Below are 19,409 nucleotides of genomic sequence, written 5' to 3' on the forward strand. Positions count from 1 at the left end.
ATCCCTCACCAACTAAGAGGCGAGCATGTGCAGTTTGGATACGCGCTTGGAAAAATATATTTTTAGGACTTAGGCAAAACCGCCCCAGCGTCGTTGCAAGCGCCTAGCCGGAGCAATTTTGCGTAAGTCCTCATTTTCTTAAACCAGCGATTTGCGTTTTATGCGGCGTATTTTTCGCTCTGGCCCAAGCTTTAGGCAGCCTGTCGGGTGGCGCTGGCTTGCCCTCACTTGGCGCAGTACAGTGCTAGCCTGATTAAGACCCTGCGAGGAAGCGCATCATGCTGGAAATACGCCAAGTAGTAAAAACCTATGGAAAAAATGCGCCAGCGGTTGACCATGTGAACTTGTCCCTGACGCAGGGCGTGGTGGGTCTGATCGGCCACAATGGTGCCGGTAAAACCAGCCTGATGCAGATGATCTCAACACTCACGCGCCCCAACAGCGGGCAGATCTTGTTTCAAGGTGTCGACATCGTTAAAAAACCGAATGCGATACGCCAGCGCCTGGGTTATTTGCCGCAAGATTTTGGCGTGTACGCTAATCTCAGCGCGCTCGAATTTTTGCAGTATTTTGCTGCGCTCAAAGGGGTGCGCAATCCGGCGCGTCTGTTGCAGCTGCTAGAAATGGTGAACCTGCATGAACATGCGCATAAACCGGCCTCCACTTTTTCTGGCGGCATGCGGCGGCGCTTAGGCATCGCACAAGCGCTGCTCAATGATCCCGATATTCTGATCGTCGATGAACCCACCGCCGGTCTCGATCCGGAAGAGCGCTTACGTTTTCGCAATTTACTGGCCGAGCTGGGGTTTAAAAAACTGGTCATCATGTCCACCCATATCGTCTCTGATGTGGCGAGTATCGCCAGCGAGTTGGCGATTATGCGTCAGGGCAAATTGATCGCACATCAAAGCCCGGAGGTCTTCCTACAACAAGCGCGTGGCCAGATCTGGTCGGCACAGGTCGCGCACAGCGATTTTGAGGCGCTCTCAGCCAGGGTCAATGTGTTGCAGGCACAGCGTATCGGTAGCAGCGTTAATCTACGCATCGCCCATCCGCACAGCCCCTGCGCAGACGCCGCGCTGGCCGAACCTAGTCTGGAAGAAGCCTTGATGGCGCAACGCTACGCCAGTCTGGAGCAAGCCGCATGAAGCTGCATCTGCATTTGCATTTACATCTTCTGCTTAGCCTGGTGCAGCTAGAATTACGTCTGCGGCTGCGCCGCCTCAGCAGCGTAGTGGTGTTGTTACTGGTAGCGGCGGCCACCTGGGCCATGATACTTGACCCTAAAACCGGGGTGGCAATGATGGTGGTGGATGGCACGCGCACTGCTTACAATAGTGCCGCGCTGGCGCTAGGCAGCGCCACCTTAAGCGCCATGCTATTAGGCTTTGTTGGCTTTTATCTGGTGCGCGGCCGGGTGCGCGAAGATCTGCGTCAGGGCCTCGCTAGTGTGATCGCCAGCACGCCGGTCAGCGGTGCCTGGTTTTTACTGGGACGCTGGCTAGGCAATGTCGCCTACCTGAGTCTGATAGGCGGCGTAGTGATGCTGACCATCATGCTAAAGCAAGCGCTGATAGGCGTAGGCCCAATACAGCCGATGCTGTATCTGCAAAGCTATGCCCTGATGCTGCTGCCGCTGATCTTTTTTTGCAGTAGTTGCGCGCTCTTGTTCGATAGTTTTGTACCTTTGATGGGCAAGTTCGGTGATCTGCTGTATTTCATCGTCTGGTGCGCGGTCTTGGTGGCGCAAGGCGAGGCTGGCCGCGCTATTAGCACCGATGAATCAGGCATCATGCTCTTCGATTTTTTCGGCATGAGCAGCATCATGCTGATCTTGCTGCATCATTTTGGAACCACCGCGATTGCCTTGGGCGGTGGCCCGTTTAATCCGGCCATGACGCCGCTGTTGTTGCCAGACGCGCTGTGGTGGTCACTGCCGATTTATTACCGGCTCGCTTGCGGTGTGGTGGCGCTCACGCCGCTAGTACCGGCGCTGCTGCTGTTTCACCGCTACTCAGGCGATAAGCTCAAGCCTAGCCTCAGCAACAGCCGTCGTAACCCTTTGCAGTGGCTCAATCAGGCCTTGCGCCCGATGGCGGCATTGGCGCGGCCGGTGTTTGCACTGGCTACCCGCGTGCCAGGTCTGGGCGGCCAACTAGTGGCAGAATTGGCCCTGAGTCTGGCCAGTGCGCCGGCGGCAATCCTGGCCTTACTGCTGATGCCGCTGCTGGCGCTGGCTGCACCCGCCGCCAGTTTGTCCGGCTTAATGCTGGCCGCCACTCTGGTGTGGCTATTGTGGATCGCCGATATCGGCAGCCGTGATTATCAGGCCGATACTGAGAACCTGGTACACGCCAGCAGCGGCGGCGCGACTAGCCGCTATCTGCGCCATCTGGCGACGCCTATTATCCTCGGCTGGCTGTTACTGCTGCCAATTGGCTTGGGCTTGTTCGCCCACCAGCCTATCAAGCTATTGGCCTTGCTGGTCGGCATCTGCGCCTTGTCCGCTGGTTCGACTGTCTTAGGACGCTGCACCGGCAGCTCGCGCAGCTTCCTGGCACTGTCTTTGTTTTGGTTATACGTGGCGATCAATGCGAACGGCGTCGCCTGGATAGACCTGCTGGGCTTTAACGGTGCCGCCGATCGCACTTCGATCGCGCAGCATGCCCTGATGACGCTGGCGCTGCTGGTGGCAGGCTATGCGCATACAATCAGGCGCGCCCGCTGATGTGGGCGTGCTAAAGGCAAACTAAGAAAATTAAAAACAGCAACCGGCCAGCGCGCATATCCCATGCGGGTTTCCAGCCAGGCAGGCCGAACAGGCGCATGGAATATGCGCGCTGGCCGACCTGTGCTGCAAAAATATACAATAGTGCTTGACCCTGACCTTAGGTGAGGCTGGAAAGTAGCGTTATGGAGGTGAGGCTATGTTATTAAAAATAGGTGAATTGGCTAGCCGTAGCGGCTTAACGGTGCGTACTTTGCATCACTATGATGAGCTGGGGCTGCTCTCACCATCCGCGCGCAGCGAGGCTGGCTACCGGCTGTATAACCGCAACGATGTGGCGCGCTTGCACCGCATTTTGGCCTTGCGCCAACTCGGTTTGTCATTAGCCGAGGTAGCTACCACGCTGGCGAGTGAAGGCGAGGCTTTGCCTGGTCTGATAGCGCGCCAATTACAGGCCTTGAATCTGCAGATCAGCCAGGCCGTGCGCTTACGTGATCGCCTCAGTAATTTGCAGGACACGCTGCAACAGGCGCAGCAAGGCGGGCTTGAACCGGAACTGGCCGATTGGCTGGCAACTTTGGAGTTGATGACGATGTATGACAAATATTTCAGCAGCGATGAGCAGGCCGAGCTGCAGCGACGCAAGAACGATACTGTGGTGGTTGAGGCGCAATTGAGCTGGCCAGTCTTGATCGCAGAAGTGAAACAGTTGATGGCAGCGGCTTGTCCAGTGGACGAGCCCAGAGTGCAGCAGGCGGCTCAGCGCTGGTCTGATCTGGTCCAGCAATTTACCGGTGGCAAACCAGACCTGATGGTCAAGTCGGCCCAGATGATGCTGCAAGAGAGCAGCATGCAAGTACAAACCGGCATAGACCCAGCCATGATGGCGTATATGGCCGCGGCCTTGGCCGAGCAACGTTTAGCCATTTATGCGCGCTATCTAAATCAGGCCGAGATGCAAAAACTACGCAGCAGCTATGGCAAAAACGGGCCGGCATGGTTGCCCCTGATCGCCCGTATGCGCGCCTTGATGCATGCCGCTGCGGCCGCAGATTCGGTGCAGGTGCAGGCCGCTTGCGCCGAATGGGAGCAACTCACGCAAGCCTTTGCCGGCGTTGATGCTGGTACGCGTCAGAAAATGTGGCTGGCGCTGCAACAAGAGCCGCAGCGATTGGCACGCACCGGTGTCGATCAGGCGCTGCTGTCCTTTGTGCGGGCGGCCGGGGTGGATGCGGTCTGTTGAGAAAGCGATGCCGCGGCGATAAACCCGCGCTAGAAACTGTCGATTTTCTTTACAGGTCTGTCGTTGATTTTTTCACAAATTCCGTATTAAGCGATTGATTTACTTCATTTAATTTATTGCGGCATAGAAAATGCTTGCTTCCTGAAATCATTAATAATAATTCAGGGAGATCCATCATGACGTCGAATTTACGGGCACAGCTAGTCATCTGCATTCTTGGTTTGATGGCAATGGCAACGGCACTTTCTAGCGTTGCGGCACCGATCACACACAATTTTGATGAACTAGGCGCACCCGTCGATTGCTGTTTTGGCAGTGGCGCATACAATGTCGTCAGCTATCCGGATCTGACCGTGAGCTCCGGGCCTAGCGCGGTGGTGATGAATTATCAGGGGTGGTCGAATATGCAAACCTCGGGCATAAATTTATATGGCACTTTAGATGGCTATATCGACCTCACTTTCTCTAGTCTGGTGAATAATCTCAATTTCGATATTATCAACGGTGCTGGCGAGTTTACTTTCAGCGTGAATTATTATGACCTCTTGAATAATCTCATCGAAGTCGATTTGATGAGCCTAAACAGCTTCGCTAGCGCCGGTTCGGTAGGGCATATTGCCGGCAGTGCAGGCAATATCGCGAAAGTCAGAATTTTAGGAAATGAGGATTTCGCCATCGATACCATTAGTTTTGAAATAGCCGCGAGCGAAGTACCAGAACCCGACAGCCTCGCCCTATTCGCCTTAGCTACACTGTGCTGGTCTGGCATGCTGCTAGCCAGACGTCGCAGTCAGCGCTATCCGCGAATTGCGCATCGTGAGTGCCGTCAAGCGCAGTAATCACCAGCATTGGCTATCCAAAACGCCCGCTAGTTCGCGGGCGTTTTGCTTTATGCTAGCGAGCTAATGATTTTTCTATACTCCGGATTGAGGTTTTATGAAGTATCTATTCACGTTATCGAGTTTATTGATTGCCACGCTGTTCTCAAACGCATTATGGGCGGCAGACGACTGGCGTTTAAGCAGCGCTGGCTACGGTCCGCTACAGCCGGGTATGACGGCCAAACAAGCCGAGTCACTACTCGGCAGCAAGCTCATCACAGCGAGCGAAGGCCCACCTGGCTCGGCCTGCAAGTTTATGTCGGCTGCGCAGGGCCACGCTGGAGTCACGCTGATGCTGCAGCACGGCCGGATTACGCACATAGAAGCAAACTCACCTGGCATACTCACCAAATCAGGTGTGGCAGTCGGCGACTCCAGCGCAAAACTCAAGCGCCTGTTTGGCAAACAGCTAGAGATAGAAGTGCATAAGTACGATGAAAAAGGGTTTTACTATTTTCTCTGGGACGCCAAGCGCAGCCGCGGCATGAAGTTTGAGATTGCCAACGATAAAGTCGAGACCATCTATGCCGGCAGCAAAACCATTAGTCTGGTGGAAGGCTGTAATTGATGATCTTAGGCTGATGCCTTAGCAAATCGCTGCCGCAATCCCGATGCGGCCTGCAGCCGGATATCGTGCCACTAGGCGCATGGATATTGCGCTTACAGTTTGGGGATTTTAGAAGTTTCCTTAGCCATGTAAAATAGGCTCTAGCCTTACCCCGCCCGCTTCAACCACTCTTACGGCCAATCTGTTGAAGAAACACTGAAAAATGTCTGGCCCGGATAGAAAATGAAATCGATGTACCGCATTCGCCATGGCTTACTCTGCCTGACTACCATCTTGCTGTCGCAACTGAGCGCGCCCGCCGTCGCGGCAGTGGCGCAAACGCAAACCTTTCCTGCCAAATTCAGCCGCGACGAAAGTATGTTACTGGAGCAGGTCGTGTGCGGACAAAAATATGGGATGGCGCTGGCCGAGATCGATGCACGCGCCTTTGAAGCGAACGCCAGTGCCGCCAATTATGCCGACGTCAAATGCCGTCCGCATGCGCGCCTAGAGGGGCAGCCGCTGTACTACGTGGCGCAATGCGTACGCAGCGCGAAACAATGGAGCTGCGCCCAGGCCGAGTTGGAAACCCTGGTCCAGCTCAGGCAGCGTCAGTTGGTGATGCGCCCCGGCAGCTTAGATCCGAAACTGGCTTACCAGGCTGTGCAAAAAATCAGCGGCTATGGCTATTTCCAAGCCAAATCTCTTGATGCAGCATTGCAATCGACCTGCAATCTGGGCCAGGGCGAAACCCCCGATCTGATAGAAATATCCTGCCAGCGCTGGGCGATTACGGTGTCGTTCTGGTGCCCTGCCTCAGAACCGAAAACACCTTGTCCACGTGTGATTTTTATGGGTGAACGCCCTTGATGTTTTCGGCATTAGAACAATGTCTAGCGCACCGGTGGTAACCGTCCAGTTTGAAATATCGAAAGCATGTGCGCGTGCACCCGCTGGACGCCGATTGTTAGGCTAATGCTTTGTTCTGGCATCAGATCCACCCAGACCGTGGAACGGAACTGTAGCTGTAGTGATTGCTGGGATGCGATCGGACTGGTCGCGCAGACTATTCTGACACGACCGTGTGTTAGTCTTGAAAATACACCGATGAGTCCAGCAATCGTTTTCGTTTCTCCAGAGTGAAAGATTTTTAAAACGTGTTCGCGACCATTTTCTCCTAGTCGTGATAATCCCTCCAGCAAACTAGAAACACAATCATCTACGTAGATGTAGTCACGCGAAGTGTCCAAGGGGACAAAAATATTGATAGGTACTCGATGTAAGATGCTGCGGGAAATGTGTGGGATCAAGCCATGGGCGGTATTTATCTGTGGTGCTGGGCCATACAAATTGGAAATGCGTGCAACCAAAGTCGAAATTTCGGGGTGCTCCTTCACCCATTCCTGAAGCATACTTTCCTGGAGTAACTTATTTCTGCCGTAATCCGAAATCGGCTGACAGCTTGATGTCTCAGTTAGCGGTTGCTTGTGATTATTTCCGTACACGCCACCGGCAGAACTGACCAAGAGCACCTTGCCCCGATGCTGCGGAAGCTGTTTGCCAAGTGCATAGAGCAAGCAGTTTAAATAATCTGTCTCAACCCGAAGACTTTCATTGGAGCTTCCTACCGCGCCGGAACCTGCGCACCACAAGACGGCCCAGCTACATCCTCTGGTATTCACTTCCCGGACAAACTCCAATGTTTGCGCCTCTAAAACTTGTCGGCCTTGAACCGGGTTTCTCCATGGGATTCCAGACGATCCAAGTCGCCATGGTTCTATGCCAAATCTGTGCTGCGCCATGGCCTGCAAGACGTTGGATCCCAGCAAGCCTCCTCCGCCCAATACCCAGGCCAATGTATTACTCATAAAGCGTCTTTGTCTTTGGGCTTTGGCCCAGTCACTGTCAGGTAAAGTGGTTTGCCCAAGGCCATGATGAGCAGCATACCTAAATACTCGGCGATCACCCCGATGGAGAATAGAATCAATCCAGAAAAGAGACTTATTGCGATCATTAAAGAGGTCCATCCCTGAATCGGTACTTGATGTGCGTATTTACCCCACAGCAGATAGATCGTGATAACAATTGAGATCAGTATGGTCAGACATCCCGTCAATGCAATGATTCTCAACGGCAGCGTACCAGCGGTCATAATAAGGCGCCAGAGATGGGCCATTAACTTTCTCAGTGAGTAGCCAGAGCTGCGTCCGCGCTCGTTCCGAAGTACGATGTGGCAGAAGGAAACTCGTCCAACGACCCACGACAGCGCGATATCGAGAAATACGCCCGGGCCACAAAATGCCGCCAGGCTTCGCGCGATCTCTCCCTGTATTAGTCTGAAGCTTGAAAAACCTCCAGCTGACCGATCACCGAGAAGTTTCCGGCCTAAGCCATTTGCGAATTTGCTGGCCAGATTGCGCCACCAAGCATGCGGTGCAACATTCTCCGGTTTGGGATAAACCAGTTGCGCTCCATGTTCCAAGGCTTGGTCGAGCATAGGCCCCACGAATGCGGGATCATGCTGTCCGTCCTCGTCGAGCGTGACAATCCAATCGCCGACTGTACTGACCATGCCGGCGAGCGTTGCAGGATGTTGCCCAAAATTTCTAGATAGCCAGATGGGTCTGACGAACGGATACCGTTTCGCTAGACCCAAGATCACGTCGGATGAACCATCCAGCGCACCATCGTTAACCAGGATCACCTCGATCACTTGGAAGCGATTTTTTGCTGGCGTCATACTAGGTGCAGTGAGAGGGACAATTTCCTCGATCAGGTCATCCAAGGTCAATTCGCCCTGGAACACTGGCACCACGATGGAGACACGCAGGATGTGGTCAGAAAAATTTATTGAATTGGTCATATTATTTTTTGAGGGCAGCATTGCTCTGGCGCTTTAACGACGATATCGAACACAGAGTAATTAGCTTCAATTTCATCACGCCATACATAGTGGATATTTGTCAGCTGGAGATAAAATCGAAGAAATATATTGAGCTCCGAGGATGGAAAGGTGTTCAAAAAATCCCGACGGTTCGTGAATACAAGCGAATTCGACTTCGCACCTAGCGCACATAGCCATTTATGAATGATATCGTTGTTTTTTATAAAGAGATCAATGCAATAATTGGGAACTTCAATATAACCTGCCTTCGAAATTCTTGAAAATTCCGCGCAAACCCGGACCGGATCATCAAGGTGTTCCAAGACATGACTGCAAATTACAAAATCGAACTCCTTTTCCTTGAAAGGGTAAGGAAATTCGTTTAAATTTAAATCATGAAAAATCGCATTTTTTGAGCCACGGGATACTTTAAATCCACCGCGCTGTTCATTGTCGCTTTGCGTGGAGTCTACCAAAACGTTGGCGTACTTATTCGGAAAGTGGCCACAGCCAAAGTCGGCAATTACCTGCATATCATTATTGATATTGGCCAATATTATTTTATTTCTTTTGAAATTCAATATTTTTTGCATTACATATAAAAACAAAGCCTTCATAATTACATCCCATTTTAGGTGAACTTAATCAGTATTTACCAATTCGTAAATTGCCGTCGATTGTGGCATCAAACATGCAAGTAAAAATCCAATTGGCATCATCAACAAGAAAATGTTTTTGTTGAAATGCCCGGAAATGACAGTGGCAATGCTCGCCGCCCAGGTATTCGGAAAAATTCCATAGGAATCACGTACGATTCGAAACCCATGCTTTTCGGCCAGCCTCGACATATTTTTACCATGGGGAAAGCTTATATGTCGAGGTGAATCAAGGCCATGCCATTTTTTTGCGAACAACCGGGCCTCGAAGGAGTTGATGTTGGGAACGGCAAGGTGTAAGCGCCCATCGGGTTTCAGGATGCGTCGCCAATATTCAAATGCGCCGTCAAGATCAGTTAAGTGTTCCAGTACAAAATGAGCCGTCACAATATCAACGCTTGCGTTGGGCACGATTTGTGTATCGAGTTGATTGCTGATTACGTCGATACCCAGTTGTGCCCCGACCTGACGTGCTTGATTCGGCTCGGCTTCAAATCCAATTCTACGCCCTACGCGTCCGAGTATCGATTCGAGGTAAGAGCCATCCCCGCAACCAAAATCGAGCAGGGTTTTAGTGCGGTCGCTGGGTTTTGGATCAAAATAGACGCCCCGAATCAAAAATTTTCGCGCAAACATAAACAGCCGTCCACGCGAATGATGCATAGGATAACTAGTTGGATAGAAGTCGCTGGTGCTAACAGGAATCGGCATCTGTTGAACCAAGCCGCAATCCTTGCAAACCCCGTAGTCCACCACATACGAGGTTCTGAGATATAGATCGGCGCATCCTAACAGCATGGGTTCCAGTGTTTGTCCTGCGCATATAAGACATGATGAATTGTTCAACGTATTTTTACCTTTCACAGTGTAGGTCGTCCGGTGCATGGAATACAAAAGTCCGATTTAACAAGAATGAAATAGGAATGGTGATAGCAGCAGCAATGGCGCCAGCCAGGTAATCATTCACGCTGATACGTGCCAGTGCTTGGATACCTAAACTGCAAGCAAAAATTAGAAAAGAAATGCCCATGAAACGTAAAAAACGGTGATCTCCCGGATGGTCAAAGACGAACGCGCCATGCAGTTTAAATCCCATCAACATGCCTATCGAACTTGCCGCCAATGATGCAAACACATAATGAACTCCGACCCAAATGAACAATGCGAACACCAGATAGGACGCAACTGTGTTGATAAATCCAACAATCGAAAAACGAATCAGGCGCAAGATCGAGCGATAAATTACTGGTAATGTTGCCACGTGTTGCTCCTAAAGAAACCTATAAAGGATAGAGCGCAGGACAGCGTTTATATGCGCGCGAACCCTACCATAGGTCACAAGAAACCGATGTCCTCGTAGCGGGCCATCCGCTAGTCGATCAAGGAACATAGAAAATTCTCGTCCCTGTGTCTTCCCGATTGCTGCGCTCCATTGCCCACCTGAGACGCGAAAAGCGCTCAGTGTCGAATCACTATACCAGCCGGAGCCATGCGCCATCATCCGTATCCAATAATCAAGATCGATCAGGTAGGGAATAGAGCCGTCGAATGGTCCTACGGCAGCAACCACCTCGGCGCGTAGCAGCACCGCGCTGGGTTCGCCGACAATATTGGTGCCTTTTAGTGCGCAACGCTGAATAACTTCAGACTGCTCAAGGATACGATCATTCCAACCTGCACTACGACTGAGCAGTTTCTTGCCATTCGGTCCGATGATGTCGCGGCGACAAAAAGCCAGCACCGCATTGGGGTGTTGTTCCAGCGCTTCAACCTGTTGTGCCAGGCAATCGGGCAGCAACAGATCGTCTTGATGGAACAACTTAATATATTTTCCACGCGCGGCGCCAAGTGCACGATTCCAGTTTGCTTCCGGGCCAAGATTGGCAGGATTGCGCTCTAGAATGACACGCGGATCTCGGATATTCTGAAGGATTTCCCAGCTGCCATCAATGGATGAGTCATCAAACACCAGTAGTTCGAAATTTGTATAGCTTTGCTCCAGCACCGAGCGTATGGCCAGTTCAAGGTAGGCTCCACCATTGAAAACAGGCATGCAGACGGAGACAAGCGGAAGAGGTGATTTTTTGAGCATGATTAATAAAAATTTCGAAATAAGTTGGAATGATTTCCTTTCCCAAGTACGGGTAGTGTCTTCAAAGAAGGGCCAATCCAAACGACTGCAGGCTGGACGTTTGGGGCACACTGGATCTGTACCGTGCCCAAGTTTAGTTCTATTGGCTCCTCTGAAATAGGCTTGCCGGCCATAAGCGCATCACGTAGCGGAAGAAAGCGACCGCGGTCAAATTGCTGCACCATATAGCGACCAGAGTGACTTACGGTATAGTCACCACCACCTAGCGCAAGGGTACGTCCTAGCACCCAGAAATCATCTGCTATAGCGATGTAGTGGGTACGGATGAATTCTTTGTCTGAGTTAGACATCATTTCGGTTCGGTAGCTTCTGATTATGACCGAGGCAGGGTGTTCGGTGAGCATTGCAGAGACCGATGGGATAGTCCCATTGGCAAATGCCGCTCTGTTTAATGAATGGTTGTACCAATTAAATCCAATGGAGGCCCGGGTCGGAAGCATGCCTACGGCATCATAGACCCGGTCCATGCGGGGATCTGTCATTGCTTCAGCGGTTTGTATCAATATTTTCTGTCTATCATTTGTGTACTCTAGGTGCCTAGGCATGGCAAGAATGAAAGGGGTTATATGCAGAAAAAACATCAGCCCAAGCAAACGGGTTTGGAATTGGTGATTCTCGTATTTGAACTCGACAAATGGCGCCGCGAAGCGGAATGCAAGCAGGTAGGCAAACGGAACAAGATTCACCAAATTGTAGGGGTAGGGGGTAGGATTGATCAATAGCAACGCAAAACTTCCAAGGCAAAGCAAAGCCTCTGGAAGGAGCCCGTCCCAAGTGAACGCTTCTTTTTGATCGGAAAGTACTTTAATGAGAACCCACGCCACGGCCAACACCGCGAGTCCTTCGATCAGGGGAATTTGTAAGGGCAAGCGATCCAGTGCAATTATTGGGTCGAACCTTATTACATTTGTACCGCTCGTCAATCCAGCTTTTATCCCAGCTAAGAATACTGGGCCTGCCGAAGAGAATTGATAGGCCATAACTACTGCCGCTGCGCTAGCAATGGTTCCCAGTATCCATGTTTTGACAAGAATAGATTGATGCACCTTATGCCCGGGTGGTGGAAATAATAGAAAAACCAGGCTCAGAGGCGCTGAGTAGGCAATCGCTTTGAAGCTTACGAAAGGCATCAATATGCTTAAAAATCCCAAACCAAAGTAGGACCATCGCCCAAGGGGGGAGACACGCCCGAGCCACCACATGAGAAGCAAACCGGTGAGTATCAGATTGTCATGTCGGACTTCAAAACCATAGTCCCACAGAGGCGCAAGAGTGGCCGCGCCGAAAAGAGCTAGCAACCCGGGATAGGACATCATTTTCCTGCCGACATTTAGAGCCAGCAAGACTATATTCAGTAAGTACACCCCAAGAAAAAGCAGGCGAGCCCAGTCGAAGATTTTGACCGATTCAGTCAATGTGCCAACTAGCCAGCTCATTGGCCCCAGCATCCACAGCAGGGCATTCGTAAAATAGAGATCGCTCTGATGTGTCGCAAGCATCCTGATCATAAACAGATTCTGTGCTTCGTCGACCTGGAAGATGCGATGCAAGGCCAGATGCACAGACAATCCCAATAAGCTCAAGAGAGATAGCAATATTCCACACTGTATAAATCTTATTCTATTCAGCATATTTCTTTTCATAGTGTTTTTTATTCTAGCGCATCTTCTCAAGCGCAATGGTGCAAAGTTTTTCAGGCGATGCCTTACGCATTTTGATAATCCTGCATTTTTCCATTCATACACCTAGAATACTCAAACCCACCAATCGAAGTGCTTCATATTCATCCGGTGATCGTTAGGGTCTTCGCATGAAGGACAACTTGGCATACTCAAAACACGAAGAATGAAAAATAGATATCACTGAAGATATAAAAGACTAGGCCTAAAAATTCCCCAACGCGATCACACCCACCGCGATGCAGAGCGCGCCGACTACGCGTTGTAGTCTGTCGCCTTCGCCCAGTAAATGGCCGCCGATCAGGGCGGCGAATAGCATTGATACTTCGCGTGCCGGTGCGACATGGCTGAGCGGGGCGCTTTGCATGGCGTATAGCACTAACACGTAAGAGATAGGGCTGATGGCGCCGACGATGAAGGCGTATTTCCATTCCAGACGCCAGGATGTCAGCGTCGCCTGCTTATCGCGCAACAGGGCTGGCAGCAGTAAGGCCAGACGGATGAAGTTGCCGAAGTAGTCGACCAGAATAGGTGAGATCAGGATGACTTTGACGGCATAGCCATCGAGTACCGTATAGCCGGCGATAAACAAGCCGGTTAACAGACCGTAAAAAATGCCCTTGCGCAGGCGCAGCTGTTGGGTCTGATCCTTAAGCTGGCGGAATAAGCGCGGGCCACCGGCGATCAGGAATACGCCACCGACTACCGCAATGACGCCTAGCGCACCGATCAGAGAAATGCGCTCGCCTAAAAAAAGTATCGCCGCGCTGGACGAGAGCAAAGGGCCGAAGCCGCGCGCCAGCGGATAGACTACAGTCAGGTCGGCTTTGCGGTAACCGCGCAATAGGGTGATGAAATACAGCACATGCAAAACCCCGCTGGCACCGACAAAACTCCACTCCAGCCAGCCCCATTGCGGCACCACCTGCCAGCCGAAATACAGACCGACCGGGGCCCAGACCAGCATCATGATGATGCAGGTAAAACCGGCAAAGCGTACATCGCCGCCGGCTTTTTTGGCGGCGATATTCCATAGTGCATGAATGAAACCGGCGAGGATGACGAGCAGAAAGGCGGAATGGGACACGAGTTTGAAATCAAAAAATGAAAGACGGGAAAGAGCGCGACAGTGTAACAAAATTCATCGCGATCAATCGGTCTGTCTTCGTTTTCAAAAACTCATCACGCAATCTGGCTGCGGCTGCTGGCAGCATATCGTGCCACGAGCCGCAGCCAGATTGCGTCTCGCCTTGAGAAAAAACCGCTATATGAATGCTGCCTCAATGCGGCGGGATCAGATCCATCCGAGGATACCGGCAAACACTAGCAGACCTAGCGCCACGCTAGCGGCGAGTGTCGCCACGGTGGCAATCTGGCGGCGGCGCGATGGCATGTCGTGCACCCAATAGCCGACCACGAAGAAGGGCATGTAGCCGACTAGCCAGATTAGATAAGGGACATGGGCGTTCCAGCCGCTCCATTCCCACCTCAAGGCGCCGACATGATTAAGACCTAGCTCGACGATCACGCACAGGACCGAGCTGACGCTGGCCAGCAGCCAACGGTTATTCATGCCTAGCAGCTTAAGCTTGCGCTCGGCCGGTAACATGCGCATGGCAAACAGTCCCATGACGGCAAACATTAAACTGATTTCTATATTCAGACCTATCAGTAGCACATAGGCCGATTCACCGGGAGTGCTCCAGGCCGGCGCGTAGCCGGAGAAATGAAACAGCAGACCGTTCCAGATTTCATTTACCCCATCCATCAACCAAAAAGCGATAGCGCCTAGCAGCACATTCCAGCGCTTTTCAGCGGCTTGTTCACCGTAGGCGTGCAGTACCAGCAGTAGCAGGGGGATCACATACCACTGAAAATGTGAGGGATCACGAACCAGGGCGTGGGCTTGGGCGGCGTAGGGGGCAATCATAGGGGTCTCCTGTTGTATTTTTTTGATTGTAGGCTGCGGAGTTATGACTAGTATTGACAGCAGCGCTCATATTTATTGACAATTCAGGCCATGAAACTTTCCGTGTTCTCCCAACCTCAGCCGCCGGCAATCGTCAGCGGTAGCGTCCCGGCCAGCTATGTGGGTCTCTTGTTTGATTATCTGGAAGCTCTGGGCGAGGATCCCAATCAGGTGTTGGGACTGGCACTCAGCAATGCCGTCACAGACACAAGAGCTGTGCCAGGCGCCGCTTACCCGGCACAAAGCTGGCGCAGAATGCTAGAGCAGGCAGCACTGTATCTGCAAGATCCAGCGCTCGGTTTGCATCTGGGCGCGAGCATCAGACCGGCGCATCTGGGTCCGCTAGGTTATGTGTTACTGGCATCGAGTTCGGTCAGTGTTGCCATCGCCCGCTACATCCGCTATCAGCGTCTGGTGCATGATGTCAGCCCGGTATACTACTATCAGGATGGCGCCGGCCTGGTGCTGGAATGGGGCAGTGATTCGCGCGCCATCGGCTTGTTAGCGAATCAATGCGGAATGGCGGCGCTGGTGCAGTTTGCTCGTGACATCACCGATGCAAAGGTGACACCAGTGGCTCTACATTTTGTCGAGCTGGCACCGGCCGATGTCGCGCCGTATGCCCAGATGTTTGGCTGTCCTGTGCTATTTCAGCAGAACGCGACCCGATTGATTTTTGACGCCAGCTTGTTGCAGCTGCCATTACGTAGAGCCGATCCGGCACTGGCGGCGATGCTGGAGCAGCAAGTGCAGGCCCTGTTTGCCGCATTGCCACAGCAAGACGCCTTGGAAAAAGACTTACGTCTAGCAATCTTGCATCGGTTGCCGCAGGGCGAACCTGCCTTGGATGGCATCGCCCAGGATCTGCATTTGTCAGGCCGCACTTTGCGCCGGCGCTTGCAACAACGTGGTTGGAGTTTCCGCGTCTTGCTGGACGATACGCGCTGGCGTCTGGCGCAAGACTATTTGCGCGATGACAGATTGGCCTTGCCGGAAGTGGCGCTATTGCTAGGTTATTCTGAGCAAAGCGCATTTAGTCGTGCCTTTTTACGCTGGAGTGGGATCACGCCCAAACGCTGGCGTTTGGGCGCCAGCGCCAAGTCTTGCGCGCCGCTAGCCAAGGCGCGGTCCCTCATTTAGCTAATCCTTCATTTTGCCTCTCTCTGCGCCGAGGCGTTGAGGAGGCTTAATCTCTGTTGAAATCAAAAAATCGGTAACAAAAAGTGAGTTTTGTGTAATTTATCTCAATCACGGGTAGAATTCGCTGTCGTTTTTCATTCAAGCTGCAGGTGCAGCCAGCGCTACGCCCTGCAAACCAAATAGCTCACCCATAAAGGAAGATAAAGATGTTGATCAAGTCCCGCGTCGTACTGACTAGTGCTGTTGCGCTGTTGGCCTTAAGTGCCTGTAATTCTAAAGACGCCGATAAGACTGTCGCTGCCGGCACTAGTGCTAGCCCTGCTGCGGTTGCCGCTACCGTGAACGGTACCGCGATTAGCCAGAAACAAGTCGAGATGATCTTGAAGCAGCAAGCCAGCCAAGGCATGCCAGACAACGCTGAATCGCGCAAATTGATAATCGACAATCTGGCCATGCAATTGATCGTCGCGCAAGAAGCGGCTAAAAAGGGCTTGGATAAAACACCGGAAGTTGTCGATCAATTAGAAATGATCAAGCAATCTGTCATGGCTGACGCCTATGTGCAAGACTACATGAAGACCAACACCGTCACCGATGCCATGCTGACGGCCGAATATGACAAGATCAAGGCACAAGCGGCCGGCAATCAGTATAAAGCGCGTCATATTCTGGTAGAAAAAGAAGCCGATGCGAAAGACATCATCGCTAAGCTGAAAAAAGATCCTAAGGCCTTTGAAGCACTGGCTAAAGCAAAATCTAAAGATCCTGGATCTAAAGACAAGGGCGGCGATCTGGGCTGGTTTGATCCACGTGGCATGGTGCCAGAATTTGGCGCTGCAGTGGCCAAACTGGAAAAAGACAAATTCACCGAAGAGCCGGTTAAATCGCAATTTGGCTACCATGTGATCATGTTGGACGACACACGTGCTAATCCTATTCCGACTCTGGAACAAGTTAAGCCGCGCTTGACTCAACAAGTACAACAGCAAAACATGAAAAAAATGCTCGATGATATGAAGGCTAAAGCCAAGATCGAGATCACCGCCGCTCCTGCGCTTGCGCCAGTTGCTGCACCAGCCTCGGCTGCCGTAGCAACGCCAGCAACACCGGTAGCAGCGCCGGCAGCTGCTGAGCCTGCTAAGAAGTAATCAAACTGGTGTAGCGATGTATTGGTGGCCCGCGCTGCACATACTTCTGCACTGAAAAAAAGCCCCGACTGTAGCTACAGCCGGGGCTTTTTTTTTGCGCTTAGCGCTGTTTGCATGTTTGGGTGCCGCGATGCCCCCGAGAGTAGCTCCTACTAATGCCTGCTCATAGTGGTAGCAACAACTCTATCCGCAAACCCTTGCCGTTGGCGCCCTCGCCTAAACGTATCTGACCACGGTGCAGAGCCACGATGTCGCGCACTATGCTGAGACCCAGACCGGTGCCACCCGGGTTGCTGTCACCGGCGGCTAAGGCACGATAGAAAGGTTCGAACACCTTGTCGCGTTCGGCGGCCGGGATGCCGGGGCCGCTGTCTTCCATCACCAGCTGTGCATAGGTTGCGCCGTCTGCCAGCGCCAGATTCACGGCGCACAGGCGGATCGCGATCTGGCCGTGCGGCGGGGTATAACGCAGCGCATTGTCTAGCAGATTACTCAGCATCTCATGCAGCAGCAAACTGTGGCCGTAGATACGCACATCTTGCTCGGCTTCTAACGATAGATCGATGTGTTTTTTTACCGCTGGCAAGGCCAGTTCTACGCACACCTGATGCAGCACTTCGCGTAGCGACAGCGGGCTCATTTCGGCCTCAGCGATGCCGTGTCCGGTACGTGCCAGGGTTAATAAACGGTTAGCCAGATGGACTGTGGCGTCGGTGGTGCCGGCAATACTCTGGACAATTTGGCGCATCGCTAGCGGATCGTTTTCGCGCAAGGCCAATTCGGCCTGAGTCTTGAGCACGGTCAGTGGAGTGCGTAGCTGATGCGAGGCATCGGCGATGAAGCGTTTCTGGCTACTGATCAGGGTTTCTAGCCTGGCCATATAACCGTTCATGGCATTGACCAGCGGGCGGATTTCTTTGTGCACCAGGCTGGCGTCAAAATCGGATAAATCGGTCGGTGCGCGCGCCTCGACCACGGTTTTTAATTCCATCAAAGGATGCAAGACAAAACGCAGCGCCACCCATACCAGCAGCGCAACGGCCAGCAACAGGGCGGCCTGGCGTAGCAGGGTGTCGATCAAAATGGTGCGCGACAGGCCGCGTCTGGCGTCCACCGTTTCGGCCACCTCGATCAGGGCGATGCCGCGCATCTGATCGTCATACACCGGTTGATGCAGGGCCGCGATGCGCACCGCCTGACCTTGATAATCAGCGTGAAAAAAATGTACCAGGGCCGGATAAATATCCGAGCGCGGCACGTTTTTCGGCAAGCCAGGTAAGTCTTCAAAACCTGATACGAATTCGCCATTCACGCCGCTCACTTTGTAGTACAGGCGGCCCAGAGTATCGGTCTCGAAACTGTCTAGCGCCACGTAGGGCACGTTAACAACGACCTTGCCGTCGAGGATGGCAACCCGTTCCGCTAACGCTCGGGCAGTCGATAGCAGGGAGCGATCGTAGGCCAGATCGGCGGCGTCTAGCGCATTGCGGTACACCGAAAAAGCATTGGCTGCCACCAATGCCACTAGTGGTATCAGCAACCATCGCAGAAACTGGCCGCGCAGACTGCCGACCGCGTCCGGCTTTGCCGTCATCGGGCTTCCAGCAGATAACCGATGCCACGCAAGGTGGTGATCGCCACAGCCCCGGCGCTAACCTGTTCTAACTTCTTGCGCAGACGGTGAATGTAGATTTCGATGGCGTCCAGATTGGCGTCATCATCGAGTGCAAACACTTCATTAAATAATTTTTCTTTGGAAACCGCCTGGCCGCGCCTTGTGATCAAGGCTTCCAGCACCGCATGCTCGCGCGGCGTCAGCGACATCAGATTGGCGGCATAAGAAAATTGGCGTGCTACCGTATCAAAGCTGAGTTCGCCGCACAGCAGGGTCACCGCCTCGTTGCCTTGTGAACGGCGTAGCAGGGCCTTGACGCGCGCTTCTAATTCGGCCAGTTCAAACGGTTTGGCTAGGTAATCGTCGGCGCCTAAATTGAGCCCTTGAACTTTTTCATTGAGACCACCGCGCGCGGTTAAAATCAATACCGGTGCCTTGCTACCACGCGCCCGCAGGCGCTTGAGCACATCGAGTCCATCCATTTTCGGCAGGGTCAGATCGAGTATCACCAGCGCGTATTCCTGGGTATGCAATAGGGCATCGGCATCGGCTCCGTTCATTGCACATTCCACCGTCAGATGGGCGTCTTCCAAGGCCTTCGCCAGCCAGCGCGATAGTTCCAGATGGTCTTCCACCAATAAAATACGCATTCCTTGTCTTCGCCTTTGTAACTATAAAAAATCGGTAAAACTTCTCTGGCTTTCGCGTTAACGCGGGCGCGCAAAACACGCGCTACCGTCTTCGCTCGCAGATAATTTTTCTTGTGG

19 protein-coding genes are annotated in these 19,409 nt (G+C 52.5%); 8 read left to right on the top strand and 11 right to left on the bottom strand.

Annotated elements, in window-relative coordinates:
- Nucleotides 1–278 precede the first annotated feature (278 nt).
- The 6 genes from ACO0K8_RS08025 (at nt 279) to ACO0K8_RS08050 (ending at nt 6,269) form a co-directional block, all read left to right on the top strand.
- Nucleotides 279–1,148 (top strand): ABC transporter ATP-binding protein, encoded by an 870-nt coding sequence (locus ACO0K8_RS08025; RefSeq protein WP_422946132.1) that lies wholly within the window; start codon nt 279–281, stop codon nt 1,146–1,148.
- Entirely contained in the window at nt 1,145–2,728 is a 1,584-nt protein-coding gene (locus tag ACO0K8_RS08030; RefSeq protein ID WP_422946133.1) for a hypothetical protein, read from the top strand. The genes ACO0K8_RS08025 and ACO0K8_RS08030 overlap by 4 nt, the downstream gene beginning before the upstream one ends.
- A 199-nt stretch (nt 2,729–2,927) precedes the next feature.
- The gene (locus tag ACO0K8_RS08035) at nt 2,928–3,971 is read left to right on the top strand and encodes a MerR family transcriptional regulator (protein WP_422946134.1); all 1,044 of its coding nucleotides are present in this window, start codon (nt 2,928–2,930) and stop codon (nt 3,969–3,971) included.
- 176 nt (nt 3,972–4,147) lie between these two features.
- On the top strand, nt 4,148–4,810 hold the full coding sequence (locus tag ACO0K8_RS08040; protein WP_422946135.1) for a PEP-CTERM sorting domain-containing protein: 663 nt from the start codon (nt 4,148–4,150) through the stop codon (nt 4,808–4,810).
- 97 nt (nt 4,811–4,907) lie between these two features.
- A complete protein-coding gene (locus ACO0K8_RS08045; protein ID WP_422946136.1) occupies nt 4,908–5,420 on the top strand; it encodes a hypothetical protein in 513 nt (170 codons plus the stop codon).
- Nucleotides 5,421–5,642: 222 nt separating this feature from the next.
- The gene (locus ACO0K8_RS08050) at nt 5,643–6,269 is read left to right on the top strand and encodes a hypothetical protein (RefSeq protein ID WP_422946137.1); all 627 of its coding nucleotides are present in this window, start codon (nt 5,643–5,645) and stop codon (nt 6,267–6,269) included.
- Nucleotides 6,270–6,292: 23 nt separating this feature from the next.
- Here ACO0K8_RS08050 and ACO0K8_RS08055 read toward each other — a convergent pair whose 3' ends face one another.
- The 9 genes from ACO0K8_RS08055 to ACO0K8_RS08095 all read right to left on the bottom strand — a co-directional run bounded on the left by ACO0K8_RS08055 (nt 6,293) and on the right by ACO0K8_RS08095 (nt 14,700).
- The gene (locus ACO0K8_RS08055) at nt 6,293–7,267 is read right to left on the bottom strand and encodes an NAD-dependent epimerase/dehydratase family protein (RefSeq protein WP_422946138.1); all 975 of its coding nucleotides are present in this window, start codon (nt 7,265–7,267) and stop codon (nt 6,293–6,295) included.
- Complete coding sequence (locus ACO0K8_RS08060; protein ID WP_422946139.1) at nt 7,264–8,262, bottom strand: glycosyltransferase; 999 nt, start codon at nt 8,260–8,262, stop codon at nt 7,264–7,266. The genes ACO0K8_RS08055 and ACO0K8_RS08060 overlap by 4 nt, the downstream gene beginning before the upstream one ends.
- Nucleotides 8,259–8,900, bottom strand: coding sequence for a class I SAM-dependent methyltransferase (locus tag ACO0K8_RS08065; RefSeq protein WP_422946140.1), 642 nt, complete (start codon nt 8,898–8,900; stop codon nt 8,259–8,261). The genes ACO0K8_RS08060 and ACO0K8_RS08065 overlap by 4 nt, the downstream gene beginning before the upstream one ends.
- 24 nt (nt 8,901–8,924) lie before the next feature.
- Entirely contained in the window at nt 8,925–9,662 is a 738-nt protein-coding gene (locus ACO0K8_RS08070; protein ID WP_422946141.1) for a class I SAM-dependent methyltransferase, read from the bottom strand.
- Nucleotides 9,663–9,792: 130 nt separating this feature from the next.
- Complete coding sequence (locus ACO0K8_RS08075) at nt 9,793–10,200, bottom strand: GtrA family protein (RefSeq protein WP_422946142.1); 408 nt, start codon at nt 10,198–10,200, stop codon at nt 9,793–9,795.
- A gap of 9 nt (nt 10,201–10,209) precedes the next feature.
- Entirely contained in the window at nt 10,210–10,992 is a 783-nt protein-coding gene (locus tag ACO0K8_RS08080) for a glycosyltransferase family 2 protein (RefSeq protein WP_422946143.1), read from the bottom strand.
- A 41-nt stretch (nt 10,993–11,033) separates the two neighbouring features.
- Nucleotides 11,034–12,734: a hypothetical protein gene (locus ACO0K8_RS08085; RefSeq protein WP_422946144.1), complete on the bottom strand. Its 1,701-nt coding sequence runs from the start codon at nt 12,732–12,734 to the stop codon at nt 11,034–11,036.
- 241 nt (nt 12,735–12,975) lie between these two features.
- A complete protein-coding gene (locus ACO0K8_RS08090; RefSeq protein WP_422946145.1) occupies nt 12,976–13,857 on the bottom strand; it encodes an EamA family transporter in 882 nt (293 codons plus the stop codon).
- Nucleotides 13,858–14,064: 207 nt separating this feature from the next.
- Nucleotides 14,065–14,700: a hypothetical protein gene (locus ACO0K8_RS08095; RefSeq protein WP_422946146.1), complete on the bottom strand. Its 636-nt coding sequence runs from the start codon at nt 14,698–14,700 to the stop codon at nt 14,065–14,067.
- Nucleotides 14,701–14,790: 90 nt separating this feature from the next.
- On the opposite strand from ACO0K8_RS08095, the gene ACO0K8_RS08100 reads away from it, so the two are divergent.
- Together ACO0K8_RS08100 and ACO0K8_RS08105 are read left to right on the top strand one after the other, a co-directional pair.
- Complete coding sequence (locus ACO0K8_RS08100; RefSeq protein ID WP_422946147.1) at nt 14,791–15,879, top strand: AraC family transcriptional regulator; 1,089 nt, start codon at nt 14,791–14,793, stop codon at nt 15,877–15,879.
- A 206-nt stretch (nt 15,880–16,085) separates the two neighbouring features.
- A complete protein-coding gene (locus tag ACO0K8_RS08105; RefSeq protein ID WP_422946148.1) occupies nt 16,086–17,027 on the top strand; it encodes a foldase protein PrsA in 942 nt (313 codons plus the stop codon).
- A 163-nt stretch (nt 17,028–17,190) separates the two neighbouring features.
- Here ACO0K8_RS08105 and ACO0K8_RS08110 read toward each other — a convergent pair whose 3' ends face one another.
- Both ACO0K8_RS08110 and ACO0K8_RS08115 read right to left on the bottom strand, forming a co-directional pair.
- Complete coding sequence (locus ACO0K8_RS08110) at nt 17,191–18,621, bottom strand: sensor histidine kinase (RefSeq protein ID WP_422946149.1); 1,431 nt, start codon at nt 18,619–18,621, stop codon at nt 17,191–17,193.
- Nucleotides 18,618–19,292 carry a response regulator gene (locus ACO0K8_RS08115; protein ID WP_422946150.1) on the bottom strand — a complete coding sequence of 225 codons (675 nt, stop codon included), beginning with the start codon at nt 19,290–19,292 and terminating at the stop codon, nt 18,618–18,620. The genes ACO0K8_RS08110 and ACO0K8_RS08115 overlap by 4 nt, the downstream gene beginning before the upstream one ends.
- Nucleotides 19,293–19,409 lie beyond the last annotated feature (117 nt).

The sequence above is a fragment of the Undibacterium sp. Ren11W genome (genome assembly GCF_049340485.1).
Classification (GTDB): Bacteria; Pseudomonadota; Gammaproteobacteria; order Burkholderiales; family Burkholderiaceae_D; genus Undibacterium.